Source organism: Pantoea sp. RIT-PI-b, from assembly GCF_001187905.1.
In the GTDB taxonomy this organism is placed as follows: Bacteria; Pseudomonadota; Gammaproteobacteria; order Enterobacterales; family Enterobacteriaceae; genus Pantoea; species Pantoea nemavictus.
In genome coordinates this window covers 1-25,665 of sequence record NZ_LGIS01000011.1, presented here as the reverse complement: position 1 = coordinate 25,665, position 25,665 = coordinate 1, and the positions used below count along the sequence as shown (strand labels likewise).

43 protein-coding genes and 2 pseudogenes are annotated in these 25,665 nt (G+C 49.7%); 39 read left to right on the top strand and 6 right to left on the bottom strand.

Features of this window, described 5'->3' with window-relative positions; translation table 11 throughout:
• From AC790_RS24070 to AC790_RS25285, 34 genes and pseudogenes are all read left to right on the top strand, one after another.
• Positions 1-122 (top strand): annotated as a pseudogene (locus AC790_RS24070) (elongation factor Tu); the annotation flags it as partial.
• Between the two features lie 178 nt (positions 123-300).
• Positions 301-495 carry a bacterioferritin-associated ferredoxin gene (bfd, locus tag AC790_RS01680; protein ID WP_007891645.1) on the top strand — a complete coding sequence of 65 codons (195 nt, stop codon included), beginning with the start codon at positions 301-303 and terminating at the stop codon, positions 493-495.
• A gap of 103 nt (positions 496-598) precedes the next feature.
• Positions 599-1,081, top strand: a complete 483-nt coding sequence (bfr, locus tag AC790_RS01675) for a bacterioferritin (protein WP_049850736.1) — start codon at positions 599-601, stop codon at positions 1,079-1,081.
• 322 nt (positions 1,082-1,403) lie between these two features.
• On the top strand, positions 1,404-1,715 hold the full coding sequence (rpsJ, locus tag AC790_RS01670; protein ID WP_006120582.1) for a 30S ribosomal protein S10: 312 nt from the start codon (positions 1,404-1,406) through the stop codon (positions 1,713-1,715).
• A gap of 32 nt (positions 1,716-1,747) precedes the next feature.
• Positions 1,748-2,374, top strand: coding sequence for a 50S ribosomal protein L3 (gene rplC / locus AC790_RS01665; RefSeq protein WP_008104741.1), 627 nt, complete (start codon positions 1,748-1,750; stop codon positions 2,372-2,374).
• 10 nt (positions 2,375-2,384) lie between these two features.
• On the top strand, positions 2,385-2,990 hold the full coding sequence (gene rplD / locus AC790_RS01660; protein ID WP_007891650.1) for a 50S ribosomal protein L4: 606 nt from the start codon (positions 2,385-2,387) through the stop codon (positions 2,988-2,990).
• Positions 2,987-3,289 carry a 50S ribosomal protein L23 gene (gene rplW / locus AC790_RS01655; protein WP_007891652.1) on the top strand — a complete coding sequence of 101 codons (303 nt, stop codon included), beginning with the start codon at positions 2,987-2,989 and terminating at the stop codon, positions 3,287-3,289. Before rplD ends, rplW begins: the two co-directional genes overlap by 4 nt.
• Before the next feature lie 17 nt (positions 3,290-3,306).
• Entirely contained in the window at positions 3,307-4,128 is an 822-nt protein-coding gene (gene rplB, locus AC790_RS01650) for a 50S ribosomal protein L2 (RefSeq protein ID WP_007891654.1), read from the top strand.
• A 16-nt stretch (positions 4,129-4,144) separates the two neighbouring features.
• Entirely contained in the window at positions 4,145-4,423 is a 279-nt protein-coding gene (gene rpsS, locus AC790_RS01645; RefSeq protein ID WP_001138115.1) for a 30S ribosomal protein S19, read from the top strand.
• A gap of 13 nt (positions 4,424-4,436) precedes the next feature.
• Positions 4,437-4,769, top strand: a complete 333-nt coding sequence (gene rplV / locus AC790_RS01640) for a 50S ribosomal protein L22 (RefSeq protein WP_007891659.1) — start codon at positions 4,437-4,439, stop codon at positions 4,767-4,769.
• Between the two features lie 17 nt (positions 4,770-4,786).
• Entirely contained in the window at positions 4,787-5,485 is a 699-nt protein-coding gene (gene rpsC / locus AC790_RS01635) for a 30S ribosomal protein S3 (protein ID WP_007891660.1), read from the top strand.
• A 12-nt stretch (positions 5,486-5,497) separates the two neighbouring features.
• Positions 5,498-5,908, top strand: a complete 411-nt coding sequence (rplP, locus tag AC790_RS01630) for a 50S ribosomal protein L16 (protein WP_002438716.1) — start codon at positions 5,498-5,500, stop codon at positions 5,906-5,908.
• Positions 5,908-6,096, top strand: coding sequence for a 50S ribosomal protein L29 (rpmC, locus tag AC790_RS01625; RefSeq protein ID WP_007891662.1), 189 nt, complete (start codon positions 5,908-5,910; stop codon positions 6,094-6,096). Before rplP ends, rpmC begins: the two co-directional genes overlap by 1 nt.
• Positions 6,096-6,350, top strand: coding sequence for a 30S ribosomal protein S17 (rpsQ, locus tag AC790_RS01620; RefSeq protein WP_007891663.1), 255 nt, complete (start codon positions 6,096-6,098; stop codon positions 6,348-6,350). Before rpmC ends, rpsQ begins: the two co-directional genes overlap by 1 nt.
• 169 nt (positions 6,351-6,519) lie before the next feature.
• Complete coding sequence (gene rplN / locus AC790_RS01615) at positions 6,520-6,891, top strand: 50S ribosomal protein L14 (RefSeq protein ID WP_006120590.1); 372 nt, start codon at positions 6,520-6,522, stop codon at positions 6,889-6,891.
• Between the two features lie 10 nt (positions 6,892-6,901).
• Positions 6,902-7,216, top strand: coding sequence for a 50S ribosomal protein L24 (gene rplX, locus AC790_RS01610; protein ID WP_007891664.1), 315 nt, complete (start codon positions 6,902-6,904; stop codon positions 7,214-7,216).
• Positions 7,217-7,230: 14 nt separating this feature from the next.
• Positions 7,231-7,770: a 50S ribosomal protein L5 gene (gene rplE, locus AC790_RS01605; RefSeq protein ID WP_007891665.1), complete on the top strand. Its 540-nt coding sequence runs from the start codon at positions 7,231-7,233 to the stop codon at positions 7,768-7,770.
• 14 nt (positions 7,771-7,784) lie between these two features.
• On the top strand, positions 7,785-8,090 hold the full coding sequence (rpsN, locus tag AC790_RS01600; protein WP_007891666.1) for a 30S ribosomal protein S14: 306 nt from the start codon (positions 7,785-7,787) through the stop codon (positions 8,088-8,090).
• Positions 8,091-8,122: 32 nt separating this feature from the next.
• Positions 8,123-8,515: a 30S ribosomal protein S8 gene (gene rpsH / locus AC790_RS01595; RefSeq protein ID WP_007891668.1), complete on the top strand. Its 393-nt coding sequence runs from the start codon at positions 8,123-8,125 to the stop codon at positions 8,513-8,515.
• A 12-nt stretch (positions 8,516-8,527) separates the two neighbouring features.
• Positions 8,528-9,061, top strand: a complete 534-nt coding sequence (gene rplF / locus AC790_RS01590; RefSeq protein WP_007891676.1) for a 50S ribosomal protein L6 — start codon at positions 8,528-8,530, stop codon at positions 9,059-9,061.
• A gap of 9 nt (positions 9,062-9,070) precedes the next feature.
• The gene (gene rplR / locus AC790_RS01585; protein ID WP_007891678.1) at positions 9,071-9,424 is read left to right on the top strand and encodes a 50S ribosomal protein L18; all 354 of its coding nucleotides are present in this window, start codon (positions 9,071-9,073) and stop codon (positions 9,422-9,424) included.
• 14 nt (positions 9,425-9,438) lie between these two features.
• On the top strand, positions 9,439-9,939 hold the full coding sequence (rpsE, locus tag AC790_RS01580) for a 30S ribosomal protein S5 (RefSeq protein WP_007891679.1): 501 nt from the start codon (positions 9,439-9,441) through the stop codon (positions 9,937-9,939).
• 5 nt (positions 9,940-9,944) lie between these two features.
• Positions 9,945-10,124 (top strand): 50S ribosomal protein L30, encoded by a 180-nt coding sequence (gene rpmD, locus AC790_RS01575; RefSeq protein WP_007891681.1) that lies wholly within the window; start codon positions 9,945-9,947, stop codon positions 10,122-10,124.
• 3 nt (positions 10,125-10,127) lie between these two features.
• Positions 10,128-10,562 carry a 50S ribosomal protein L15 gene (gene rplO, locus AC790_RS01570; protein WP_007891684.1) on the top strand — a complete coding sequence of 145 codons (435 nt, stop codon included), beginning with the start codon at positions 10,128-10,130 and terminating at the stop codon, positions 10,560-10,562.
• 7 nt (positions 10,563-10,569) lie between these two features.
• Complete coding sequence (gene secY, locus AC790_RS01565) at positions 10,570-11,901, top strand: preprotein translocase subunit SecY (protein WP_007891686.1); 1,332 nt, start codon at positions 10,570-10,572, stop codon at positions 11,899-11,901.
• Between the two features lie 32 nt (positions 11,902-11,933).
• Positions 11,934-12,050 carry a 50S ribosomal protein L36 gene (gene rpmJ, locus AC790_RS01560; protein WP_004160566.1) on the top strand — a complete coding sequence of 39 codons (117 nt, stop codon included), beginning with the start codon at positions 11,934-11,936 and terminating at the stop codon, positions 12,048-12,050.
• Positions 12,051-12,196: 146 nt separating this feature from the next.
• Complete coding sequence (gene rpsM / locus AC790_RS01555) at positions 12,197-12,553, top strand: 30S ribosomal protein S13 (protein WP_034830736.1); 357 nt, start codon at positions 12,197-12,199, stop codon at positions 12,551-12,553.
• A gap of 16 nt (positions 12,554-12,569) precedes the next feature.
• Positions 12,570-12,959, top strand: coding sequence for a 30S ribosomal protein S11 (gene rpsK, locus AC790_RS01550; RefSeq protein WP_004160563.1), 390 nt, complete (start codon positions 12,570-12,572; stop codon positions 12,957-12,959).
• Between the two features lie 31 nt (positions 12,960-12,990).
• On the top strand, positions 12,991-13,611 hold the full coding sequence (gene rpsD / locus AC790_RS01545) for a 30S ribosomal protein S4 (protein WP_007891687.1): 621 nt from the start codon (positions 12,991-12,993) through the stop codon (positions 13,609-13,611).
• Between the two features lie 25 nt (positions 13,612-13,636).
• Positions 13,637-14,626, top strand: coding sequence for a DNA-directed RNA polymerase subunit alpha (rpoA, locus tag AC790_RS01540; RefSeq protein ID WP_007891688.1), 990 nt, complete (start codon positions 13,637-13,639; stop codon positions 14,624-14,626).
• Positions 14,627-14,666: 40 nt separating this feature from the next.
• Positions 14,667-15,053 carry a 50S ribosomal protein L17 gene (gene rplQ, locus AC790_RS01535; RefSeq protein WP_007891689.1) on the top strand — a complete coding sequence of 129 codons (387 nt, stop codon included), beginning with the start codon at positions 14,667-14,669 and terminating at the stop codon, positions 15,051-15,053.
• A gap of 113 nt (positions 15,054-15,166) precedes the next feature.
• The gene (locus tag AC790_RS01530; protein WP_049850735.1) at positions 15,167-15,538 is read left to right on the top strand and encodes a DnaJ family domain-containing protein; all 372 of its coding nucleotides are present in this window, start codon (positions 15,167-15,169) and stop codon (positions 15,536-15,538) included.
• Position 15,539: 1 nt separating this feature from the next.
• Entirely contained in the window at positions 15,540-15,977 is a 438-nt protein-coding gene (zntR, locus tag AC790_RS01525) for a Zn(2+)-responsive transcriptional regulator (RefSeq protein ID WP_007891691.1), read from the top strand.
• A 50-nt stretch (positions 15,978-16,027) separates the two neighbouring features.
• Positions 16,028-16,219, top strand: a pseudogene (locus AC790_RS25285) (alternative ribosome-rescue factor A); the annotation flags it as partial.
• A 43-nt stretch (positions 16,220-16,262) separates the two neighbouring features.
• Here the strand turns inward: AC790_RS25285 and mscL are convergent.
• The 5 genes from mscL to def all read right to left on the bottom strand — a co-directional run bounded on the left by mscL (position 16,263) and on the right by def (position 21,005).
• On the bottom strand, positions 16,263-16,676 hold the full coding sequence (mscL, locus tag AC790_RS01520) for a large-conductance mechanosensitive channel protein MscL (protein ID WP_007891693.1): 414 nt from the start codon (positions 16,674-16,676) through the stop codon (positions 16,263-16,265).
• 110 nt (positions 16,677-16,786) lie between these two features.
• Positions 16,787-18,163 carry a Trk system potassium transporter TrkA gene (gene trkA, locus AC790_RS01515; RefSeq protein WP_007891694.1) on the bottom strand — a complete coding sequence of 459 codons (1,377 nt, stop codon included), beginning with the start codon at positions 18,161-18,163 and terminating at the stop codon, positions 16,787-16,789.
• Positions 18,164-18,194: 31 nt separating this feature from the next.
• Positions 18,195-19,481: a 16S rRNA (cytosine(967)-C(5))-methyltransferase RsmB gene (gene rsmB, locus AC790_RS01510; protein WP_049850734.1), complete on the bottom strand. Its 1,287-nt coding sequence runs from the start codon at positions 19,479-19,481 to the stop codon at positions 18,195-18,197.
• Positions 19,482-19,526: 45 nt separating this feature from the next.
• Positions 19,527-20,471: a methionyl-tRNA formyltransferase gene (gene fmt, locus AC790_RS01505; RefSeq protein ID WP_049850733.1), complete on the bottom strand. Its 945-nt coding sequence runs from the start codon at positions 20,469-20,471 to the stop codon at positions 19,527-19,529.
• A gap of 21 nt (positions 20,472-20,492) precedes the next feature.
• The gene (gene def / locus AC790_RS01500) at positions 20,493-21,005 is read right to left on the bottom strand and encodes a peptide deformylase (protein WP_049850732.1); all 513 of its coding nucleotides are present in this window, start codon (positions 21,003-21,005) and stop codon (positions 20,493-20,495) included.
• A gap of 115 nt (positions 21,006-21,120) precedes the next feature.
• Between def and dprA the strand changes: the two genes are divergently transcribed.
• The 5 genes from dprA to aroE are packed head-to-tail and all read left to right on the top strand — an operon-like array spanning position 21,121 to position 24,669.
• Complete coding sequence (dprA, locus tag AC790_RS01495; protein WP_049850731.1) at positions 21,121-22,245, top strand: DNA-protecting protein DprA; 1,125 nt, start codon at positions 21,121-21,123, stop codon at positions 22,243-22,245.
• Positions 22,217-22,690, top strand: coding sequence for a DUF494 family protein Smg (gene smg / locus AC790_RS01490; protein ID WP_007891699.1), 474 nt, complete (start codon positions 22,217-22,219; stop codon positions 22,688-22,690). The genes dprA and smg overlap by 29 nt, the downstream gene beginning before the upstream one ends.
• 27 nt (positions 22,691-22,717) lie before the next feature.
• A complete protein-coding gene (locus tag AC790_RS24060; RefSeq protein WP_072093385.1) occupies positions 22,718-23,272 on the top strand; it encodes a type I DNA topoisomerase in 555 nt (184 codons plus the stop codon).
• The gene (gene tsaC, locus AC790_RS01480) at positions 23,269-23,844 is read left to right on the top strand and encodes an L-threonylcarbamoyladenylate synthase type 1 TsaC (RefSeq protein WP_049850729.1); all 576 of its coding nucleotides are present in this window, start codon (positions 23,269-23,271) and stop codon (positions 23,842-23,844) included. Before AC790_RS24060 ends, tsaC begins: the two co-directional genes overlap by 4 nt.
• Before the next feature lie 3 nt (positions 23,845-23,847).
• The gene (aroE, locus tag AC790_RS01475) at positions 23,848-24,669 is read left to right on the top strand and encodes a shikimate dehydrogenase (RefSeq protein ID WP_049850728.1); all 822 of its coding nucleotides are present in this window, start codon (positions 23,848-23,850) and stop codon (positions 24,667-24,669) included.
• A 9-nt stretch (positions 24,670-24,678) separates the two neighbouring features.
• Here the strand turns inward: aroE and AC790_RS01470 are convergent, their stop codons facing one another.
• Positions 24,679-25,233 carry a gamma carbonic anhydrase family protein gene (locus tag AC790_RS01470; RefSeq protein ID WP_049850727.1) on the bottom strand — a complete coding sequence of 185 codons (555 nt, stop codon included), beginning with the start codon at positions 25,231-25,233 and terminating at the stop codon, positions 24,679-24,681.
• Between the last annotated feature and the right edge of the window lie 432 nt (positions 25,234-25,665).

Genomic DNA, 25,665 nt, shown 5'->3' with positions numbered 1-25,665 from the left:
ACAACGTTCAGATGACCGTTGAGCTGATCCACCCAATCGCGATGGATGAAGGCTTGCGCTTCGCTATCCGTGAAGGCGGCCGTACTGTTGGTGCGGGTGTTGTTGCTACAATTATCGCTTAATTGCGTTAATGTCGGAGGCTGCCAAGGCAGCCTCCGCAGCACAAAAGAGAGCACTTCGGTGCTCTTTTTTTATGTCTGAATCCTGCCGTTTCGATTAATCCCACATAAAAGCTGCGTTTGAAATAAAAACCATTCTCATTTACAATTTGATCATAAATTGTACGGAGGTCCGCAGTAAATGTACGTCTGCTTGTGTAATGCCGTGAGTGATAAAACCCTCCGCGAAGTGGTTCGCCGCTATCAACCTAAATCAATTCAGCAGCTGCGCCAGCTGGTTCCCATTGGCAAGCAGTGCGGGAAATGTGTGCGCTTTGCACGAGAAATTATGGAAGATGAATTACAGCAGGTGCCTCTCTACAAAGAAATTGCATGACCGCCTAATTGTACGCCTGCAATAACCACAATAACTGTCGCGTTTTTTTGACTTCCTTTCATCCGCATCTACGCTCTATTTAGTTGGAAGCGGAGGAAGCAAAATGAAGGGCGATGGTAAAATCATAAGTCATCTCAATAAATTGCTGGGAAATGAACTGGTTGCAATTAATCAGTACTTCCTTCATGCGCGTATGTTCAAAAATTGGGGACTGACTCGACTCAATGACGTTGAATATCATGAGTCGATCGATGAGATGAAGCATGCGGATAAGTACATTGAACGCATTCTTTTTCTCGAAGGGATTCCTAATCTGCAAGACCTCGGTCGATTACGTATTGGTGAAGACGTACCGGAAATGCTGCAGTCTGACCTTGCATTAGAACTGGAAGGCGCAAAGGATTTACGCGAAGCGATAGCCTATGCCGACAGGGTGCATGATTACGTCAGCAGAGACATGATGATTGAGATTCTTGCGGAAGAGGAGGGGCACATAGATTGGTTGGAAACTGAACTCGACCTGGTGCAAAAGATCGGTCTGCAAAATTATCTTCAGTCTCAACTAAAAGCGCAGAACGAACATTAGCCTTATGACCAACATGCAATTTCGTGCAAGCCCGCCACAATCAAAATGGATTGTCGCGGGCTTTTTTAGGTCAAAAGCCAGATTGATGTGGTTAAAAACACAACACGGGTTGCTTCCTAAACAGATCTAAGTATAATGCGCGGGCCTGCCGATATTGGTGCGGCGCGATTCGAGCAGAATCGCAGGGGATAGCAGTTGATGTATCGCCTAACAATACTCCCAATTGTGGAGTTATATGCTGAACGATTACACTCCTCCATCAATCGTAATGGATGCGGGTAGTAATTCTTTTCGTTTATAAAATGTTTGGAGCCTTGGTCTCATGTCGAACCAAAGAATCCGTATCCGTCTTAAAGCGTTTGATCATCGCCTGATCGATCAATCAACCGCGGAAATCGTTGAGACTGCCAAGCGCACTGGTGCGCAGGTACGTGGTCCGATCCCGCTGCCAACCCGCAAAGAGCGTTTTACCGTTCTGATCTCTCCGCACGTTAACAAAGACGCGCGTGATCAGTACGAAATCCGCACTCACAAGCGTCTGGTAGACATCGTTGAGCCAACTGAAAAAACCGTTGATGCTCTGATGCGTCTGGACCTGGCTGCCGGTGTTGACGTGCAGATCAGCCTGGGTTAATCAGGTCATCGAGCGATTGAGAGGTTGATACAATGATTGGTTTAGTCGGTAAAAAAGTGGGTATGACCCGCATCTTCACTGAAGATGGCGTTTCAATCCCAGTAACCGTTATCGAAGTTGAAGCAAACCGCGTTACTCAGGTCAAAGGCCTGGACAACGATGGTTACCAAGCTATCCAGGTTACCACCGGTGCTAAAAAAGCAAGCCGTGTGAGCAAGCCTGAAGCAGGTCATTTTGCTAAAGCTGGCGTTGACGCTGGCCGTGGTCTGTGGGAATTCCGCACCGAAGGTGAAGATTTCTCTGTTGGCCAGAGCATCAGTGTTGAAATTTTCGCTGACGTTAAAAAAGTAGACGTTACCGGTACCTCTAAAGGTAAAGGTTTCGCAGGTACCGTTAAGCGCTGGAACTTCCGTACCCAGGACGCTACACACGGTAACTCCTTGTCACACCGCGTTCCGGGTTCTATCGGTCAGAACCAGACTCCGGGCAAAGTGTTCAAAGGCAAGAAAATGGCTGGTCAGCTGGGTAATGAGCGTGTAACCGTTCAGAGCCTGGAAGTAGTACGTGTTGACGCTGAGCGCAACCTGCTGCTGGTCAAAGGTGGCGTCCCGGGTGCAACTGGGTGCGATCTGATTGTTAAACCAGCTGTGAAGGCGTAAGGGGATAGCAATGGAATTAGTACTGAAAGACGCGCAGAGCGCGCTGACTGTTTCCGAAACTACCTTCGGTCGTGATTTCAACGAAGCGCTGGTTCACCAGGTTGTTGTTGCTTATGCCGCTGGTGCTCGTCAGGGTACTCGTGCGCAGAAAACTCGTGCTGAAGTAACTGGTTCAGGCAAAAAGCCTTGGCGCCAGAAAGGTACCGGCCGTGCGCGTTCAGGTTCTGTTAAGAGCCCGATCTGGCGTTCAGGTGGCGTGACCTTCGCTGCGCGTCCACAGGACCACAGTCAAAAAGTTAACAAAAAGATGTACCGCGGCGCGCTGAAAAGCATTCTGTCCGAACTGGTACGTCAGGACCGTCTGATCGTTGTCGAGACGTTCTCTGTAGAAGCGCCTAAAACTAAGCTGCTGGTACAGAAACTGAAAGACATGGCGCTGCAAGATGTGCTGATCATCACCGGTGAACTGGATGAGAATCTGTTCCTGGCTGCGCGTAACCTGTACAAGGTTGACGTGCGTGATGCAGCGGGTATCGACCCAGTTAGCCTGATCGCCTTCGACAAAGTCGTTATGACTGCGGAAGCAGTTAAGCAAGTTGAGGAGATGCTGGCATGATCCGTGAAGAACGTCTGCTGAAAGTAGTGCGTGCACCGCACGTATCAGAAAAAGCATCTACTGCGATGGAAAAAACCAATACCATCGTTCTCAAAGTTGCTAAAGACGCGACCAAAGCAGAGATCGTTGCTGCTGTTGAGAAACTGTTCGAAGTAGAAGTTAAAGACGTAAACACCCTGGTAGTTAAAGGGAAAGTTAAGCGTCACGGACAGCGTATCGGTCGTCGTAGCGACTGGAAAAAAGCTTACGTCACCCTGAAGGAAGGCCAGAATCTGGACTTCGTCGGCGGCGCTGAGTAAGTCGGAGGAGAAAGACAATGGCAGTTGTTAAATGTAAACCGACATCTCCGGGTCGTCGTCACGTAGTTAAAGTGGTGAACCCAGAGCTGCACAAGGGCAAACCATTTGCCCCGCTGGTAGAAAAAAACAGCAAATCCGGTGGTCGTAACAACAATGGTCGTATCACTACCCGTCATATCGGTGGTGGTCACAAGCAGGCTTACCGTATTGTTGACTTCAAACGCAACAAAGATGGTATCCCAGCAGTTGTTGAGCGTCTTGAGTACGATCCGAACCGTTCTGCGAACATCGCACTGGTTCTGTACAAAGATGGCGAACGCCGTTACATCCTGGCCCCTAAAGGCCTGAAAGCCGGCGACCAGATTCAATCTGGCGTTGATGCTGCGATTAAAGCAGGTAACACTCTGCCGATGCGTAACATCCCGGTGGGTTCTACCGTTCATAACGTAGAAATGAAACCAGGCAAAGGCGGTCAGATTGCTCGCTCAGCTGGTACTTACGTGCAGATCGTTGCGCGTGAAGGTTCCTACGTAACCCTGCGTCTGCGTTCAGGCGAAATGCGCAAAGTTGAATCCGAATGTCGTGCAACTCTCGGCGAAGTCGGCAACTCTGAGCACATGCTGCGCGTGCTGGGTAAAGCTGGTGCAACCCGTTGGCGTGGTGTTCGTCCTACCGTTCGCGGTACTGCGATGAACCCAGTCGATCACCCGCACGGTGGTGGTGAAGGTCGTAACTTTGGTAAGCACCCGGTAACTCCGTGGGGCGTTCAGACCAAAGGTAAGAAGACCCGTAGCAACAAGCGTACTGATAAATTTATCGTACGTCGCCGTAGCAAATAATTTTAGAGGATAAGCCATGCCACGTTCTCTCAAGAAAGGTCCTTTTATTGACCTGCACTTGCTGAAGAAGGTAGAGAAAGCGGTGGAAAGCGGTGACAAGAAGCCCCTGCGCACTTGGTCCCGTCGTTCAACGATCTTCCCTAACATGATCGGTTTGACCATCGCTGTCCATAATGGTCGTCAGCACGTTCCTGTCTTTGTTTCCGACGAAATGGTCGGCCACAAACTGGGTGAATTTGCACCGACACGTACTTATCGCGGCCATGCTGCAGATAAGAAAGCCAAGAAGAAATAAGTAGGAGGAAGAGATGGAAACTATTGCTCAACATCGCCATGCTCGTTCTTCTGCTCAGAAGGTTCGCCTGGTGGCAGACCTGATTCGCGGTAAGAAAGTGTCGCAGGCTCTGGATATTCTGACCTACACCAACAAGAAAGCTGCTGTGTTGGTTAAGAAAGTCCTGGAATCTGCCATTGCGAACGCCGAACACAACGATGGCGCTGATATCGACGATCTGAAAGTCGCGAAAATCTTCGTAGACGAAGGCCCAAGCATGAAGCGCATTATGCCGCGTGCGAAAGGTCGTGCAGATCGCATCCTGAAGCGCACCAGCCACATTACTGTGGTTGTGTCCGATCGCTGAGACTCTGGAGACTAGCAATGGGTCAGAAAGTACATCCTAATGGTATTCGCCTGGGTATTGTAAAACCATGGAACTCTACCTGGTTTGCGAACACCAAAGAATTCGCTGACAACCTGGACAGCGATTTTAAAGTCCGTCAGTTCCTGACTAAGGAACTGTCTAAAGCGTCTGTATCTCGTATCGTTATCGAGCGTCCGGCTAAGAGCATCCGTGTGACTATTCACACTGCTCGCCCGGGTATCGTTATCGGTAAGAAAGGTGAAGACGTAGAAAAACTGCGTACGGTCGTCGCGAAAATCGCTGGCGTTCCTGCACAGATCAACATCGCCGAAGTCCGTAAGCCGGAACTGGACGCTAAATTGGTTGCTGATAGCATCACTTCACAGCTGGAGCGTCGTGTGATGTTCCGTCGTGCTATGAAGCGTGCTGTACAGAACGCAATGCGTCTGGGCGCGAAGGGTATTAAAGTTGAAGTCAGCGGCCGTTTGGGCGGAGCCGAGATCGCACGTACCGAATGGTACCGTGAAGGTCGCGTACCGTTGCACACACTGCGTGCAGACATTGACTACAACACCTCTGAAGCGCACACCACTTATGGTGTAATCGGCGTTAAGGTATGGATCTTCAAAGGCGAGATCCTGGGTGGTATGGCTGCTGTTGAACAACCGGAACCGGCTGCTCAACCTAAAAAGCAGCAGCGTAAAGGCCGTAAGTAAGGAGAGTCGCTGATGTTACAACCAAAGCGTACGAAATTCCGTAAAGTGCACAAAGGCCGCAACCGTGGTCTGGCGCAAGGTACGGATGTCAGCTTCGGTACTTTCGGTCTGAAAGCTGTTGGCCGTGGTCGTCTGACTGCTCGTCAGATCGAAGCAGCACGTCGTGCTATGACCCGTGCAGTTAAGCGTCAAGGTAAAATTTGGATCCGTGTATTCCCGGACAAACCAATTACCGAGAAGCCGCTGGAAGTGCGTATGGGTAAAGGTAAGGGTAACGTGGAGTATTGGGTTGCCCTCATTCAACCGGGTAAAGTCCTGTATGAAATGGACGGCGTTCCGGAAGAGCTGGCCCGTGAAGCCTTCAAGCTGGCAGCAGCAAAACTGCCTATCAAAACCACCTTTGTTACTAAGACGGTGATGTAATGAAAGCAAATGAGCTGCGTGAAAAAAGCGTTGAAGAGCTGAACACTGAGCTACTTAACCTGCTGCGTGAGCAGTTTAACCTGCGCATGCAAGCAGCATCCGGCCAACTTCAGCAAACCCATCTGCTGAAAGAAGTGCGCCGTAATGTTGCACGTGTTAAGACTTTACTGACTGAGAAGGCGGCGTAATGACCGATAAAATCCGTACTCTGCAGGGTCGTGTTATTAGTGACAAAATGCAGAAATCTGCAGTTGTTGCTATCGAACGTGTCGTGAAACACCCGATCTACGGTAAATTCATCAAGCGTACGACTAAGCTGCACATCCATGACGAGAACAACGAATGCGGTATTGGTGACGTGGTTGAAATCCGCGAAACTCGTCCGCTGTCTAAGACTAAGTCTTGGACGTTGGTTCGCGTTGTAGAGAAAGCGGTTCTGTAATAGAATCCGCTTCCTCTAAAAAATAAAATGAACGGCTCGTCTGAGCCGTTCATTTTTTCTACCCATGTGCGAGAACCGGTGTTATAATGCCGCGCCCTCAATTATGGGGCTTTTTAACGACCTGAGGTTTGGGTCCCGAAGTAGTAGTTGACATTAGCGGAGCACTAAAATGATCCAAGAACAGACTATGCTGAACGTCGCCGACAACTCCGGTGCACGTCGCGTAATGTGTATCAAGGTTCTGGGTGGCTCGCACCGTCGCTACGCAGGCGTCGGCGATATCATCAAAGTGACCATCAAGGAAGCAATTCCTCGTGGCAAGGTGAAAAAAGGTGATGTCCTGAAAGCGGTAGTGGTGCGCACCAGGAAGGGTGTTCGTCGCCCGGACGGTTCTGTCATTCGCTTCGATGGTAATGCATGCGTTATTTTAAACAATAACAGCGAGCAACCTATCGGTACGCGTATTTTTGGGCCGGTAACTCGTGAACTTCGTACTGAAAAGTTCATGAAAATTATCTCTCTGGCACCAGAAGTACTCTAAGGAGCGAGCAATGGCAGCGAAAATCCGTCGTAACGACGAAGTTATCGTGCTTACCGGCAAAGACAAAGGTAAACGCGGTAAAGTAAAGAATGTCCTGACTTCTGGTAAGGTCATCGTTGAAGGTATCAACCTGGTTAAGAAACATCAGAAGCCGGTCCCGGCCCTGAACCAACCAGGTGGCATCGTTGAAAAAGAAGCAGCTATTCAGGCTTCCAACGTTGCACTCTTCAATGCGGCAACCGGCAAGGCTGACCGTGTAGGCTTTAGATTCGAAGACGGCAAAAAAGTCCGTTTCTTCAAGTCTAATAGCGAAACTATCAAGTAATTTGGAGTAGTACGATGGCGAAACTGCATGATTACTACAAAGACGAAGTAGTCCAGAAACTCATGACAGAGTTCGGCTACAATTCTGTCATGCAAGTCCCTCGGGTCGAGAAGATCACCCTGAACATGGGTGTTGGTGAAGCGATCGCTGACAAGAAACTGCTGGATAACGCAGCAGCTGACCTGGCAGCAATCTCCGGTCAAAAACCGCTGATCACCAAAGCACGCAAATCAGTTGCAGGCTTCAAAATCCGTCAGGGCTATCCGATCGGCTGTAAAGTAACTCTGCGCGGCGAGCGCATGTGGGAGTTCTTTGAGCGTCTGATCACTATTGCTGTACCTCGTATCCGTGACTTCCGTGGTTTATCTGCGAAGTCTTTCGACGGTCGTGGTAACTACAGCATGGGCGTTCGTGAGCAGATCATCTTCCCAGAAATCGATTATGACAAAGTCGATCGCGTTCGTGGTTTGGATATCACCATTACCACTACTGCGAAATCTGATGATGAAGGCCGTGCTCTGCTGGCTGCCTTTGAATTCCCGTTCCGCAAGTAAGGCAGGGTTACTTAATGGCTAAGCAATCTATGAAAGCACGCGAAGTTAAGCGTGTGAAATTAGCAGACAAGTTCTTCGCTAAACGTGTTGAACTGAAAGCGATCATTTCTGATGTGAACGCTTCCGACGAAGACCGTTGGGATGCCGTTCTCAAGCTGCAGAGTCTGCCGCGTGATTCCAGCCCTTCACGTCAGCGTAACCGCTGCCGTCAGACAGGTCGTCCGCACGGTTTCCTGCGGAAGTTTGGGTTGAGCCGTATCAAGGTCCGTGAAGCCGCAATGCGCGGTGAAATCCCGGGTCTTAAAAAGGCTAGCTGGTAATTGTCACCATTTGAATCACGGGAGTAACACAGATGAGCATGCAAGATCCGATCGCGGATATGCTGACCCGTATCCGTAACGGTCAGGCCGCGAACAAAGTTGCGGTCTCTATGCCTTCCTCCAAGCTGAAAGTGGCAATTGCCAACGTGCTGAAGGAAGAAGGCTATATTGAAGATTTTAAAATCGAAGGCGACATCAAGTCTGAACTGGAAGTAACACTTAAGTATTTCCAGGGCAAGGCTGTGGTAGAGAGCATTCAGCGTGTTAGCCGTCCAGGTCTGCGCATCTATAAGAAAAAAGATGAGCTGCCAAAAGTAATGGCTGGTCTGGGCATCGCTGTAATCTCTACCTCTAAAGGTGTCATGACTGATCGTGCAGCGCGCCAAGCTGGTCTTGGTGGCGAAATTATCTGCTACGTAGCGTAATCGGAGGATAAAATGTCTCGTGTTGCAAAAGCACCTGTCGTTGTTCCTGCGGGCGTAGAGGTAAAACTCAACGGTCAGGAAGTTTCGATTAAAGGCAAAAACGGCGAGCTGACTCGTACTATCAACAGTGCTGTAGAAGTTAAGCATGCAGACAACGCCCTGACTTTCGCCCCGCGCGAAGGTTATGCGGATGGTTGGGCACAAGCAGGTACTGCTCGTGCGCTGCTGAACGGCATGGTTATCGGTGTTACCGAAGGCTTCACCAAGAAGCTGCAACTGGTTGGTGTTGGTTATCGTGCAGCTGTTAAAGGCAACTCTGTGAGCTTGGCCCTGGGCTTCTCTCACCCTGTTGACCATGCACTGCCGGCCGGCATCACTGCTGAATGTCCAACTCAGACTGAGATCGTGCTGAAAGGCGCTGATAAACAGCTGATTGGTCAGGTTGCAGCTGATCTGCGCGCCTACCGTCGTCCTGAGCCTTATAAAGGCAAGGGTGTTCGTTACGCCGACGAAGTCGTGCGTACCAAAGAGGCTAAGAAGAAGTAAGGTAACACTATGGATAAGAAATCTGCTCGTATCCGTCGTGCGACCCGTGCACGTCGCAAGCTCAAAGAGCTGGGTGCTACTCGCCTGGTGGTACATCGTACCCCGCGTCATATCTACGCACAGGTGATCGCCCCGAACGGTTCCGAAGTTCTGGTTGCTGCTTCTACTGTAGAAAAAGCTATTGCCGAACAACTGAAGTATACCGGTAACAAAGACGCCGCTGCAGCTGTAGGTAAAGCTCTGGCCGAGCGCGCTGTTGAGAAAGGCATCAAAAATGTCTCTTTCGACCGTTCCGGGTTCCAATATCATGGTCGTGTCCAGGCACTGGCAGATGCTGCCCGTGAAGCTGGCCTTCAGTTCTAAGGTAGAGGTCTAAGATGTCAAACATCGAGAAACAAGCTGGCGAACTGCAGGAAAAACTGATCGCGGTAAACCGTGTATCTAAAACTGTAAAAGGTGGTCGTATTTTCTCCTTCACCGCACTGACTGTAGTGGGTGATGGTAACGGCCGCGTTGGTTTTGGTTACGGTAAAGCGCGTGAAGTTCCAGCAGCGATCCAGAAAGCGATGGAGAAAGCCCGTCGCAATATGATTAACGTCGCGCTGACTCACGGCACCCTGCAGCACCCTGTTAAAGGTGCGCACACAGGTTCTCGTGTGTTCATGCAGCCGGCTTCTGAAGGTACCGGTATCATTGCCGGCGGTGCAATGCGCGCCGTTTTAGAAGTCGCTGGAGTACATAACGTTCTGGCTAAAGCGTATGGTTCTACTAACCCGATTAACGTGGTTCGTGCAACTATCGATGGCCTGGGCAATATGAATTCTCCGGAAATGGTCGCTGCCAAGCGTGGTAAATCCGTTGAAGAAATTCTGGGGTAATCACGATGGCTAAGACAATTAAAATTACACAAACTCGTAGTTCAATCGGCCGCTTGCCTAAGCATAAAGCGACTCTGGTTGGCTTGGGTCTGCGTCGCATCAATCACACCGTTGAGCGTGAAGATACGCCAGCAGTTCGCGGTATGATTAACGCGATTTCCTACATGCTGAAAGTGGAGGAGTAAGAGATGCGTTTAAACACTCTGTCTCCGGCCGAAGGGTCTAAACACGCTTCTAAGCGTCTGGGTCGTGGTATCGGTTCTGGCCTCGGTAAAACTGGTGGTCGTGGTCACAAAGGTCAGAACTCTCGTTCTGGCGGTGGCGTACGTCGCGGTTTCGAGGGTGGTCAGATGCCTCTGTATCGTCGTCTGCCGAAATTCGGTTTCACCTCTCGCAAAGCAATGATCACTACAGAAGTTCGTCTGTCTGATCTGGCGAAAGTTGAAGGCGGTATTGTTGACCTGAATACGCTGAAAGCGGCCAATATTATCGGTGTTCAGATTGAATTCGCGAAAGTGATTCTTTCTGGTGAAGTTTCTGCACCGGTAACGGTTCGCGGTCTGCGTGTCACCAAAGGTGCTCGTGCTGCAATCGAAGCTGCTGGCGGTAAAATCGAGGAATAAGTAGCAGATGGCAAAGCAACCGGGATTAGATTTTCAAAGTGCCAAAGGTGGCTTTGGTGAACTGAAGCGCAGACTGTTGTTTGTAATCGGTGCACTCATTGTCTTCCGCATTGGCTCTTTTATTCCAATCCCCGGTATCGATGCCACTGTACTTGCCAAACTGCTTGAGCAACAGCGTGGCACCATCATTGAAATGTTTAACATGTTCTCTGGTGGTGCTCTCAGTCGTGCCTCAATCTTCGCGCTGGGAATTATGCCGTACATTTCGGCATCTATTATTATCCAGCTGCTGACGGTGGTTCATCCAGCGTTAGCTGAGATTAAGAAAGAGGGTGAAGCTGGTCGTCGTAAGATTAGCCAGTACACTCGCTACGGCACACTGGTTCTGGCTGTATTCCAGTCGATCGGTATTGCTACCGGTTTACCGAATATGCCTGGAATGCAGGGACTGGTTATGAATCCAGGCTTTGCATTCTACTTTACCGCTGTTGTAAGTCTGGTTACCGGGACAATGTTCCTGATGTGGCTGGGCGAACAGATTACTGAACGAGGTATCGGTAACGGTATCTCGATCATTATCTTCGCTGGTATCGTTGCGGGTCTCCCGCCGGCCATTGGCCATACCATTGAGCAAGCGCGGCAAGGTGACCTGCACTTCCTTCTGTTGCTGTTGGTTGCAGTTCTAGTATTTGCAGTGACGTTCTTTGTTATTTTCGTTGAGCGTGGCCAGCGTCGCATCGTGGTCAACTACGCCAAACGTCAGCAAGGTCGTCGTGTATATGCTGCACAGAGCACACATTTACCGTTGAAAGTGAACATGGCGGGCGTAATCCCAGCTATTTTTGCTTCCAGCATTATTCTGTTCCCAGCGACCATAGCATCATGGTTCGGGGGCGGAACCGGTTGGAACTGGCTGACAACAATTTCGCTGTATTTGCAACCAGGACAGCCGCTTTATGTGCTACTCTATGCGACTGCAATCATCTTCTTCTGTTTTTTCTACACGGCGTTGGTATTCAACCCACGTGAAACAGCAGATAACCTGAAGAAGTCTGGTGCATTCGTACCGGGAATTCGTCCGGGAGAGCAAACGGCGAAGTACATCGATAAAGTAATGACACGTCTGACCTTAATCGGCGCACTGTATATTACTTTTATCTGCCTGATCCCGGAGTTCATGCGTGATGCTATGAAAGTTCCATTCTACTTTGGCGGTACATCGCTGCTCATCGTAGTGGTCGTCATCATGGACTTTATGGCTCAAGTGCAAACTCTGATGATGTCGAGTCAGTACGAGTCTGCATTGAAGAAAGCAAACCTGAAGGGCTATGGCCGTTAATTTGGGTGCTTGAGAAGTTACGGAGAGTAAAAATGAAAGTTCGTGCTTCCGTCAAGAAATTATGTCGTAACTGCAAAATCATTCGTCGCGACGGTGTCGTGCGTGTGATCTGCAGCGCCGAGCCAAAGCATAAACAGCGCCAAGGCTGATATTGTCACATATTTTTCTTGCAAAGTCGGGTTGAGCTGGCTAGATTAGCCAGCCAATCTTTTGTATGTCGATGCGTTACCATTTGAGTATCCTGAAAACGGGCTTTTCAGCATGGGACGCATTTGTTTAATTATAGGAGTGCATAGTGGCCCGTATAGCAGGCATTAACATTCCTGATCAAAAACATACCGTTATCGCATTAACTTCGATTTTCGGTATCGGTAAAACTCGTTCTAAAGCCATCTGCGCTTCAACGGGTATTGCTGAAAATGTTAAGATCAGAGAGCTGTCTGAAGAACAAATTGAACAGCTGCGTGAAGCAGTTGGTAAATTCGTTGTTGAAGGTGATCTGCGCCGTGAAATCACCCTGAGCATCAAGCGTCTGATGGACCTTGGTTGCTATCGTGGTTTACGCCATCGTCGTGGTCTGCCAGTTCGCGGTCAGCGTACTAAGACCAATGCACGTACCCGTAAGGGTCCGCGTAAACCGATCAAGAAATAATCGGGGTGAGTAAATAATGGCAAAGGCACCAGTTCGTGCACGTAAGCGTGTAAGAAAACAAGTCTCAGATGGCGTGGCTCATGTCCATGCATCTTTTAACAACACCATCGTTACCATTACTGATCGTCAGGGTAACGCACTGGGTTGGGCAACCGCCGGTGGTTCCGGTTTCCGCGGTTCACGTAAATCTACTCCGTTTGCTGCTCAGGTAGCTGCAGAGCGCTGTGCAGAAGCAGTGAAAGATTACGGTATTAAGAATCTGGAAGTTATGGTTAAGGGTCCAGGTCCAGGTCGCGAATCAACAATTCGTGCTCTGAACGCTGCTGGTTTCCGCATCACTAATATTACTGATGTGACTCCAATCCCTCACAACGGTTGTCGTCCGCCGAAAAAACGTCGCGTTTAACGCCCGTTTTTAGGTTAGTTGGAGAAAGAAAATGGCAAGATATTTGGGTCCTAAGCTCAAGCTGAGCCGTCGTGAGGGTACCGACTTATTCCTTAAGTCTGGCGTTCGCGCGATCGATACCAAGTGCAAAATTGAACAACCACCTGGTCAGCATGGTGCGCGTAAACCGCGTCTGTCTGACTACGGCGGCCAGTTGCGTGAAAAGCAGAAAGTTCGTCGTATGTACGGCGTGCTGGAGCGTCAGTTCCGTAACTACTATAAAGAAGCAGCACGTCTGAAAGGCAACACAGGTGAAAACCTGCTGGCTCTGCTGGAAGGTCGTCTGGATAACGTTGTTTACCGTATGGGCTTTGGTGCAACTCGTGCAGAAGCACGCCAGTTGGTTAGCCATAAATCTATCCTGGTGAACGGTCGCGTTGTTAACATCGCTTCTTATCAGGTATCTCCGAATGATGTCGTAAGCATCCGTGAGAAAGCCAAACAGCAATCTCGCGTGAAGGCCGCTCTGGAGCTGGCTGAGCAGCGTGAAAAGCCAACCTGGCTGGAAGTTGATGCTACTAAGATGGAAGGTGTGTTCAAGCGTATTCCTGAGCGTACCGATCTGTCTGCGGACATTAACGAACACCTGATCGTCGAGCTTTACTCCAAGTAAAGCTTAGTACCAAAGAGAGGACACAATGCAGGGTTCTGTGACAGAGTTTCTAAAACCGCGCCTGGTAGATATCGAGCAAGTGAGTTCGACGCACGCCAAGGTGACCCTTGAGCCGTTAGAGCGTGGCTTTGGCCATACTCTTGGTAACGCACTGCGCCGTATTCTGCTTTCTTCCATGCCGGGTTGCGCGGTGACCGAGGTTGAGATTGATGGTGTGCTTCATGAGTACTCCACCAAAGAGGGCGTACAGGAAGATATCCTGGAAATCCTGCTTAACCTGAAAGGGTTGGCGGTAAGAGTTCAAGGTAAAGATGAAGTCATCCTTACTCTGAATAAATCTGGCATTGGCCCTGTGACTGCAGCCGACATCACCCACGACGGTGATGTTGAAATCGTCAAGCCGCAGCATGTGATCTGCCACCTGACCGATGAAAACGCATCTATTAGCATGCGTATCAAAGTTCAACGTGGTCGTGGTTATGTGCCGGCTTCTGCCCGAATTCATTCGGAAGAAGATGAGCGCCCAATCGGCCGTCTGTTGGTTGACGCTTGCTACAGCCCTGTAGACCGTATCGCCTACAATGTTGAAGCAGCGCGTGTAGAACAGCGTACCGACCTGGACAAGCTGGTCATCGAAATGGAAACCAACGGCACAATCGATCCTGAAGAGGCGATTCGTCGTGCGGCAACCATCCTGGCAGAACAACTGGAAGCTTTCGTTGACTTACGTGATGTACGTCAGCCGGAAGTGAAAGAAGAGAAACCAGAATTCGATCCGATCCTGCTGCGCCCTGTTGACGATCTGGAATTGACTGTCCGCTCTGCTAACTGCCTTAAGGCAGAAGCTATCCACTACATCGGTGATCTGGTACAGCGTACCGAGGTTGAGCTGCTTAAAACGCCTAACCTGGGTAAAAAATCTCTTACCGAGATTAAAGATGTGCTTGCTTCACGTGGTTTGTCTCTGGGCATGCGCCTGGAAAACTGGCCACCAGCAAGCATTGCTGATGAATAACCCGATCACAGGTTAAGGTTTCACTGAGAAGGATAAGGTCATGCGCCATCGTAAGAGTGGTCGTCAACTGAACCGCAACAGCAGCCATCGTCAGGCTATGTTCCGCAACATGGCTGGTTCTCTGGTTCGTCATGAGATCATTAAGACGACTCTGCCGAAAGCCAAAGAGCTGCGCCGCGTAGTTGAGCCGCTGATTACTCTTGCCAAGACCGACAGCGTAGCTAATCGTCGTCTGGCATTCGCCCGCACTCGTGATAACGAGATCGTGGCAAAACTGTTTAACGAGCTGGGCCCGCGTTTCGCGAGCCGTGCCGGTGGTTACACTCGCATTTTGAAGTGTGGCTTCCGTGCTGGTGACAACGCTCCGATGGCTTACATCGAGCTGGTTGATCGTCCAGAAGCTCAAGCAGAAGTTACTGCAGAGTAATTTGTAGTATCGTAGAAAACCCGCTTCGGCGGGTTTTTTATTGTCCGTAATTCCTTCCCATTTCCTCCCCTTTCGCTATGCTGATGGCAGATACATTTGTCAGGAGCTCCTTGATGTGGCTAATTGATCAACTTGTTGAGCAGCATATCCGTGAGGCTCAAGAAAAAGGTGAACTGAGTAACCTACCTGGTGAAGGTGCACCTTTACACATCGAAGACGATAGCGGAGTACCGGTCGAACTGCGCAGTGCTTATCGTCTGTTAAAAAACGCCGGCTATTTGCCCCCAGAACTTGAGATGCGCCGTGAAGCATTAGCACTCAATGATTTGTTGCAAGAGTTAGATCGAAATGATGAAAAAGCGCGCGAGTTCTCGAAACGTTTAGCGTTGCTGCAGTTAAAACTGCAACAGGCTGGAATTAGCACCGACTTTTTGCGTGGCGATTACAGCGACGTCATTCATCAGCGTTTGCAGCAGGAAAAATAGTATGTACAAGATAGGCAAGCTCGCAAAGATGGCGGATGTTACGCCTGATACCATCCGCTTTTATGAAAAACAGCAGATGATGAATCATGAGGTACGTACTGAGGGCGGTTTTCGTCTTTATAGCGAAGATGATTTACAACGCTTACGTTTTATTCGCTACGGACGGCAACTGGGCTTCAGCTTAGATTCTATCCGCGGACTATTGTCGATCCGCATCGATCCTGAGCATCATACCTGTCAGGAGTCAAAGGCGATCGTGGCAAAACGCCTGGATGAAGTTAATGGTATGATCGCTGAGCTACAGACCATTCAGCATTCATTGCATCGTCTCGCCGAAACCTGCTGCGGTGATATACATAGCAGCACTTGCTGCTCAATTCTCGAGGCGCTAGAAAAAGGTGAAGAGCCGCATCCTGAAATTTGTTGTAGCAAAGATTGAATTTTGCACTGTAAGGACTATAGTTGCGCCGTAACTAACTGGAGGACAAGATGAACCGCTATCAGCATCAAAAAGGTAAAATAAACGATAATGCACTCGAAGCCTTACTGCATGATCCACTGTTTCGACAGCGTATTGAGAAGAATCAGAAAGGTAAGGGTAGCTATCAGCGTAAAGAAAAACATGCGAAAGGACGTAACTGGGAGGCCAGTGATAAGCAGAAAAGTTTATCACTGGCCTTCACTCTAAAGTTAAAAAAGCCGCCTTATTCGGGCGGCTTTTTCATCATAATTTATCGTGATTTTGTTGTTTTAAAAGGTCACGAATTTCAGTCAGCAGTAACTCTTCATTCGTTGGTTTAGGTGCTGCTTTTTCGACTTCTTTTTTCTGGTACAGCTTATTCATTACTTTAATTGCCAGGAAGATAGCGAAAGCAACAATAACGAAATCGAAAACAGTCTGAATAAAATTACCGTACTCCATCACCACTGCAGGAATATCACCTTCTGCTGGTTTAAGTATCCATTTAAACTGCTTGAAATCAACGCCGCCAATCAACAAGCCAAGTGGTGGCATGATGATATTCGCGACCAGTGAAGAAACAATCTTACCAAAAGCAGCACCGATGATGACACCGACTGCCAGGTCAACCACGTTCCCACGCATTGCAAAATCACGAAACTCTTTGAATAAACTCATTGTTATCTCCTTACCTTGGCCAATGGCTAAAGTCTAACAAACCTTTGTGCAATTGCCATTATAACAATGGATTAAGCAAAACTTTCACGGCGGGCTATCGCCCGCAGCAATTACAGGAAGAAAGGACTAGGCTGGAACAGGCGTTCAACATCCGGGACAAACTTCTTATCTGTCAGGAACATAATTACGTGATCGCCCTGTTCGACGCGCACATTGTCATTCGCGATGATCACTTCGTCACCGCGTACAACGGCGCCGATAATGGTTCCTGGGGGTAGCTTAATATCTTCGATTAAACGGCCAACAACGCGCGAAGTTGTTTCATCGCCATGTGCGATAGCTTCGATGGCTTCTGCGATACCGCGGCGTAACGATGAAACGCCAACAATATCAGCTTTACGTACGTGGCTCAGCAGGGCCGATATCGTGGCCTGTTGGGGTGAGATAGCAATGTCGATCACGCTGCCTTGTACAAGATCGACATAGGCACGGCGCTGGATCAGCACCATCACCTTTTTGGCACCCATCTTTTTAGCCAGCATGGCCGACATAATGTTGGCTTCATCGTCGTTAGTTACTGCGATAAAGAGATCGACTTGATCCACGTGCTCTTCTGCTAGCAACTCCTGATCTGAAGCGTCACCGTAAAACACAATGGTGTCGTGCAGGCGTTCAGCTAGTTCGGCCGCGCGCTGTTGATTACGTTCAATCAACTTCACGCTGTACTGTTTTTCCAGACGCTGCGCCAGGCCAAAGCCAATATTGCCGCCGCCAACCAGCATGATGCGTTTATACGGTTTTTCCAGGCGTTGCATCTCGCTCATTACCGCGCGAATATGCTGACTTGCTGCAATAAAGAAGACTTCATCACCGGCTTCAACAATTGTAGAACCCTGCGGGCGAATGGGACGATCCTGACGAAAAATCGCGGCTACACGCGTATCGATGTGTGGCATATGTTCGCGCATAATCGATAACGGATTGCCTACCAGTGGGCCGCCATAATAGGCTTTAACCACCGCGAGGCTCACTTTTCCTTCGGCAAAATTCACTACCTGAAGAGCGCCTGGATATTGGATCAGCCGATAAATATTGTCTATCACCAACTGTTCCGGTGATATCAGATGGTCAATCGGTACGGCTTCCGGCACAAACAGTTTCTCCGCATCGCGTAAATACTCGGCGGCTCGGATACGGGCGATGCGGTTTGGCGTATTGAAAAGTGAATAGGCAATCTGACACGCTACCATATTGGTTTCGTCGGAGTTGGTCACCGCCACCAACATATCGGCGTCTTCAGCACCGGCTTCACGCAAGATGCGTGGATGTGATCCATGGCCATGCACAACGCGCAGATCAAATTTGTCCTGCAGCACGCGTAAACGGGTGGCATCGCTATCGACGACCGTAATATCGTTATTTTCCCCCACCAGATTCTCTGCCAGGGTTCCGCCGACCTGACCGGCGCCGAGGATAATGATTTTCATGGCTTAGATGCTCTTGTCAGATTGCGCTGCACTATTTTTTCATCAGCTTAGCGTAGAAGAAGCCGTCACCGCCATCGACGGTCGGGAAAACCTGCCAGCCATTGGCCTGTCCCTGCGGTAATGTCTCCGCCACTGCATCATTGTGCGCCGCCAAAAAGGTACTGATTTGTTGATGATTCTCTTCAGGGAGAATTGAGCAGGTTGCATAAATCATTGTCCCGCCAGACTTCAGACGCGGCCAAACAGCCTCAAGAATTTCACGCTGCAAAATAGCCAGCTCGGCAATATCACGATCGCGACGCAGCCACTTGATGTCTGGATGGCGGCGAATCACTCCAGTCGCTGAGCAGGGAGCATCTAGCAGGATACGATCAAATTGCATTTCGCCACACCATTCTGCCGGTGTACGACCATCACCCTGACGTACTTCAGCCTGCATATCCAGACGTTGTAGATTTTCGTGTACGCGAAGCAGGCGTTGCTGGTCAATATCGACGGCTAATACCTTGGCCTGCGGGGCAATTTCAAGGATATGCGTGGTTTTACCGCCGGGTGCTGCGCAAAGATCGAGAATGGATTCGCCATTCTGCGGTTCAAGCAGTAACGCGCAGCGCTGTGCGGAGAGATCCTGAACCGTTACCCAACCATGTTCGAAACCAGGCAGATGACTCACGGGAGCGGGGGAGTCCAAACGCAAAGCATCGGGTGCATCGCCCGGGAAAGCCTGTTTGTCTGCTGCCTGCAATAATGCTAACCATGCATCCCGGCTATGATGCTGGCGATTGACGCGCAGCCACATCGGCGGGCGCTGATTATTGGCTTCTACAATGTGCTGCCACTGTTCTGGCCATGCGGCTTGCAGACGTTTGAGTAACCAACCGGGATGCCAGTAACGTTGCGTACCTTGATCAACTTCCGCTAAAAGCGCTTCTTGTTGGCGTAGGAACTGGCGAAGCACACCGTTTAATAGACCTTTCAAATTTGCGCGTTTCAGTACCTCGGCACCTGCGACAGTTTCCGCCAGTGCGGCATGTGCTGGCACGCGGGTGTAGAGCAGCTGATAAAGCCCAACCATCAACAGATAATGCAGCACTCGCTGCTTACCCGTTAACGTACGTTCCATCAATTTGCCAATCAAGGCTTCCAGCTGTGGCAACGTGCGCATCACGCCAAAGCACAACTCTTGCAGCAGTGCGCCATCTTTATCCGATAACGCTTTTTGTGCAGCAGGCAGAATGGCGCTCAGTGATTCGCCCTTATCCACAACACGTTCAATGAGTTGCGCAGCAAGGCTACGCAAATTGGTGTTTTTTTTCATTTTCTTTTATCAAACAAAAAGCCCGGTTGAACCGGGCTTGGAGGATCAGGCCAGAACGGTTCCAGGAGCGAACCATTCGCGACGCGAATTGAGCAGGTCCTGCGCAGACATGGCTTTTTTACCAGCAGGTTGCAGTGACTCCAGATTTAGTACGCCATCGGCTGTAGCGATCTGAATGCCTTGTTTATCAACATGCACGATTTCACCGGGATGCTTATTTTGGTGCGGTAAAACGCTTGCCTGCCAGACTTTAACCGGTTGCTCATCTACCATGAAATAGCTCATTGGCCATGGATTGAAGGCGCGGATACAACGCTCCAACTGCACAGCAGAAAGCGACCAATCGAGACGTGCTTCTTCTTTACTCAGTTTCTCGGCATAAGAGACCAACGCTTCATCCTGAACTTCGGGCTTGGCATGACCACTTGCCAGCAGATCCAGCGTTAGCAACATGCCTCGTGGACCAAGTTGCGCCAGTTTTTCATACAGAGACGCGCTGGTGTCTTCAGGCGTAATTGGGCATGAAAGCTTATGCAGCATGTCACCGGTATCAAGACCAACATCCATTTGCATGATGGTCACGCCAGTTTCGCTATCGCCAGCCCAGAGCGCGCGTTGAATCGGCGCCGCGCCGCGCCAGCGAGGCAACAGCGAACCATGCACATTAATACAACCCAGACGCGGCATCGCCAAAACGGCTTTCGGCAGGATCAAGCCATAAGCTACGACCACCATAATATCGGCCTGCAAATCGGCAACCAGATGCTGGTTCTCTTCAGGCTTCAGGGATTTCGGCTGAAACACGGGAATATCATGTACCTGCGCCAGGACTTTTACCGGGCTTGGCGTAAGTTTATTACCGCGTCCAGCTGGACGATCGGGCTGGGTAAAGACGCCAACTACCTGATGCTGAGAAGCAAGCAGCGCGTCAAGATGACGCGCTGCAAAGTCAGGTGTACCGGCAAAGATAATTTTGAGCGGTGCAGACACAGTTTAACCTTCTATTAGCGCTTAATCTTCGCGTGCGTTAAGGCGGGCCAATTTTTCCAGTTTCTGTTTAATACGCTGACGTTTAAGTGGCGACAGATAATCAATGAAAAGTTTGCCATCGAGATGATCGATTTCATGCTGGATACAAATCGCCAGCAGACCGTCAGTTTCAAGTTCAAAGCTGTTGCCATCGCGATCCAGAGCACGCACTTTGACCCATTCTGCACGCGGCACAAAAGCACGTTGTTCAGGAATGGAAAGGCAGCCTTCTTCAATACCGGTTTCACCACTTTTTTCCAGCAATTCCGGATTGATCAGTACTAAACGCTCATCACGATTTTCTGAAACATCAATGACAATGATGCGTTGATGAATATCGACCTGAGTCGCCGCTAAGCCAATACCTTCTTCGGCGTACATGGTTTCGAACATGTCGTCGACGATACGCTGAACGTCTGCGTTTACGGTTGCCACCGGCGCAGCGATTTTGCGGAGGCGATCATCAGGGAAATGTAATACCTGCAAAACTGACATAAATATCCAGATCTGTATGCGTTAAAGAAAAGATTATTGCCGCATATTGTAGACTTTCTGATGCCCGATTGACAGCATTGCACCGCATGATAGCGCGGCTGACAAGGAGTGCGGCATGGAGAGAATTGAATGGATGCTCAGGTTGGCAAACGTGAAAGGATTAAGCAGTCGGCTTGTCAGACATTTAGCGGTAACACTGCAGGATAACGCTCATATTGATGATGACCTTTTGCTGGATCACGGATTGAGCGAAATACAGCGACAGCAGTTCAGGGAGCTGTGCCCGCGCCAATTAGAGAGAACGCATGCATGGCTGGCGCATGAACAGCATCATTTAGTGGCATGTATAGAGGAACATTATCCTACGGCGTTAGCGGAAATTAGCCGACGTCCGTCATTACTGTATGTCGCCGGAAGTTTGGATGCTCTACAAACACCCCAACTGGGCGTGGTGGGCAGCCGCCATTGCACCCATTACGGCAAACAATGGGGAAGCTGGTTTACGCAGCAATTGGCGCTAAGTGGTTTAACTATTACCAGTGGTTTAGCGCGCGGAATAGATGGTGTGGCACATCGCGCCGCGTTAGAAGTACAGGGCAAAACCGTGGCAGTGTTAGGCAGTGGCCTGCAATATATCTACCCGAAAAACCATCAATCCCTGGCGCGCGAAATCATGAACAGTGGCGGCGCGCTGGTCTCTGAGTTCCCACTTGATATGGCCCCGCATCCGGTTAACTTTCCTCGACGTAATCGTATCATCAGTGGTTTAAGCCTGGGTGTGTTGGTGATAGAAGCCACGCTCAAAAGCGGTTCGCTAGTTACTGCACGCTATGCTTTGGAACAAAATCGCAACGTTTATGCCTTACCCGGTGCTTTAGGTAATCCTGGTAGTGAAGGAACGCACTGGCTTATTCAGCAAGGGGCGCTGCTGGTGGCGCATCCCAACAATATTCTTGAAGATTTACATTCAACGTTGCAATGGCTGCCTGATAGCACTTCAGAAACAATATATTCACAAGACAGTGACGATGTTCCATTGCCATTTGCAACTGTGTTGGCTAACGTAGGTGATGAGGTTACACCTGTTGACGTCGTCGCTGAACGTGCCGGCCAACCTGTGCCAGTTATCGCAGCTCACTTGCTGGAGCTGGAGTTAGCAGGATGGATCGCAGCTGTACCCGGCGGCTATGTCCGATTGAGGAGGGCATGCCATGTTCGACGTACTTATGTACTTGTTTGAGACGTATATCCACAACGAAGCCGAAATGCGCGTTGATCAGGATAAATTGACAGATGATTTAACCGATGCCGGTTTCCATCGTGAAGATATCTACAATGCGTTGAATTGGCTTGAACGGTTAGCGGATTACCAGGAAGGCTTGGTTGCGCCTGTACTCATGGCAAACGATCCGCTCTCCATGCGAATCTACACGGAAGAGGAAAACCAGCGTTTAGATGCCGAATGTCGCGGTTTTATTTTGTTCCTGGAACAGGTCCAGGTGCTGAATATGGAAACACGCGAGATGGTTATTGAACGCGTAATGGCCCTTGATACCCTGGAATTCGATCTTGAAGATCTCAAATGGGTGGTGTTGATGGTGTTGTTTAACATTCCAGGATGTGAAAATGCCTATCAGCAAATGGAAGAACTGCTATTCGACGTCAATGAAGGTATGCTGCATTAATAATCTGCGTTTGATGCAACCGGTAATATGAGTAAACCAGCACTATTCTCCGTGCCTAAACACGATCCCTGCCCCGCTTGCGGGGCAGAATTAGTTATACGCTCCGGCAAACACGGTCCCTTTCTTGGATGTATCAACTATCCAACCTGTGACTATATCCGCCCGCTGAAGAGTCAGGGCGATGGTCACGTCGTAAAAGTACTGGAAGGCCACGCATGCCCAAAATGTGGAGCAGATAAAGTTCTGCGCCAGGGACGATTTGGCATGTTCGTGGGGTGTAGCCATTATCCAGAGTGTGATTACACAGAAACCATCGACAAACCTGACGAAACAGCTATCAGCTGTCCGCAATGTCAGAACGGCAAACTCGTACAACGGCGCTCGCGTTATGGCAAAACCTTCCACTCTTGCGACCGCTATCCTGAGTGTCAGTTTGCAATCAATGCAACGCCGGTTGAAGGTGTTTGCCCACATTGTCAGTTCCCTTTATTAATTGAGAAGAAAACCGCACAGGGCATGAAGCGCTTCTGCGCCAGCAAACGCTGCGGTAAGCCTATTGTCCAGGACGAAGAGTTATCATGAAACCAAGTCAGTATTCAGCAGGAAGCCTCGATTTTTGTATTGAGCAACTTCAGCAGCAGGAAGTTATCGCCTACCCAACTGAAGCCGTATTCGGCTTGGGTTGCGATCCTGATAGCGAAAATGCCGTAATGGCGCTTCTTGCGCTCAAGCAGCGTCCAGTCGAAAAAGGTCTTATTCTTATTGCAGCTGATTACGCGCAGCTTGAACCTTATATCGCTGACCGTGAGCTGACTGTACTACAGCGCGAACGCATGTTTGCCAGCTGGCCTGGCCCGGTGACCTATGTGGTTCCAGCTTCGCCACACACACCGCGCTGGCTCACTGGACGTTTTGATTCTTTAGCAATTCGCGTTAGCGATCACCCTGAAGTGCAGGCGCTATGCCGTGGTTTTGGCAAACCCCTGGTGTCGACCAGCGCCAATCTTTCTGGTGAACCGCCTTGCCGTAATGTGGAAGAAGTTGTTCAGCAATTTGGTGCTCAGTTTCCAGTGTTACACGCTGAAACCGGTGGACGCCTGAATCCTTCTGAAATCCGCGACGTTATTAGCGGTGAACTTATTCGTCAGGGTTAATGTATGGAAAACTTTGCTGTTTTTGGTAATCCCATCGCGCATAGCAAATCACCTTTTATTCATTCTCTGTTTGCTGAGCAAACCGGTATTGAGCATCAATATGGTAGAGAGTGTGCGCCATTAGAAGGGTTTCCTCAGGCAATAGCGGATTTTTTTGCGAAGGGTGGTAAAGGCGCCAACGTAACGTTGCCTTTTAAGCAGCAAGCGTGGGAGTTTGCTGATGAGCTCAGCGAGCGAGCGGCACTCTCCGGCGCTGTTAATACCTTAAAGAAAGATGCGCAGGGCAAGATCTTCGGCGATAACACGGATGGCATTGGTTTACTCAGCGATCTGGAGCGACTGCAGTTGATCCATCCCGGCGATCGTGTGCTGCTGGTGGGTGCCGGCGGAGCAGCGCGTGGTGTGATCCTGCCGCTTCTTTCTTTTGGATGTTCACTGGTTGTGGTCAATCGCACCGTTGAACGAGCAGCAATGCTGGCAGAAATTTTCCACCAGAGCGGAGATATTCAAGCTAGTGGCTTCGGGCAATTAGAGGATCAGGAGTTTGATCTGATCATTAATGCCACTTCGAGTGGTGTCGATGGCAAGGTGCCTGCACTAACCGCCTCTCTTATTAACCAGCAAACGCGTTGCTATGACATGTTTTATCAACAAGGTTTAACGCCATTTCTGCTGTGGTGCCAGCAGCAGGGTGCGCAGCAGCTGGCAGATGGTGTTGGCATGCTGGTGGGGCAAGCCGCTCATGCTTTCCAACTGTGGCATGGCGTGATGCCAGAGATCACGCCAGTGATTACTAAACTAAAGCAGGCAATGCAGCAGGAGTGAGTTTGACGATCAGGAAGGAGCTTTGCTTTCTTGATCGAGATATTTATTCTTCCAACCAACGTAATTGTTGGATGAATAGAGCAGCCCGGCGATTTCAGCTTCACTTAGCGGTCGTATTTGTTTAACCGGGCTGCCTAAATAGAGATAGCCACTCTCCAGACGTTTGCCCGGCGGCACCAAACTGCCAGCGCCAATCATCACATCATCTTCAATAATTACGCCGTCCAGCAGAATCGATCCCATACCAACCAGCACGCGATCGCCTATGGTACAGCCGTGCAGCATGGCTTTATGACCCACCGTCACGTCTTCGCCAATGATCAGTGGGAAACCTTCTGGATTGCTGGTGGATTTATGTGTGACGTGCAGTACGCTGCCGTCCTGGATATTACTTCTTTTACCAATCATCACTTTATTCACGTCACCGCGAATCGCCACCAGTGGCCAAATGCTGACGTCATCAGCAAGCTGTACTTCACCGACCACCACGCTGCTGCTATCGATCATGACGCGATCGCCGGTTTGCGGAAAATGTTTCTTATAAGGTCGTAGGGCTGTAGACATGATCTTCTCCTTTTACATTTTTACCCAAGCCTGCAGTTTAAAAGGCGGATAAACAAGATGATTTTTGAACAGATCGCTCGCGATCGCAGCGAAAAGAATGAAAACTCGCCAGTCGATTAAAAAGATCGAAAAAAGGGTTGTGCAAAAAATTCGGATCCCTATAATGCGCCACCACTGAGACGGCAAAGCGGCAACGCAGGCGGCTCAGCAGGGAGTGAAGAAATTCACCCCGCCGGATGAAAGCGCTGAAAAAAGTGTTTGACTCTGAAGGAGGGAAGCGTAATATACGCCACCTCGCGACAGGTGGTTAACCCGCTGCTCGCAACGCTCTTTAACAATTTATCAGACAATCTGTGTGGGCACTCGCAGGATTGATATCAGCGTCTCCGGACGCAAAAAAATATCAAGTCTCACGAGTGAACCCATAAGGCA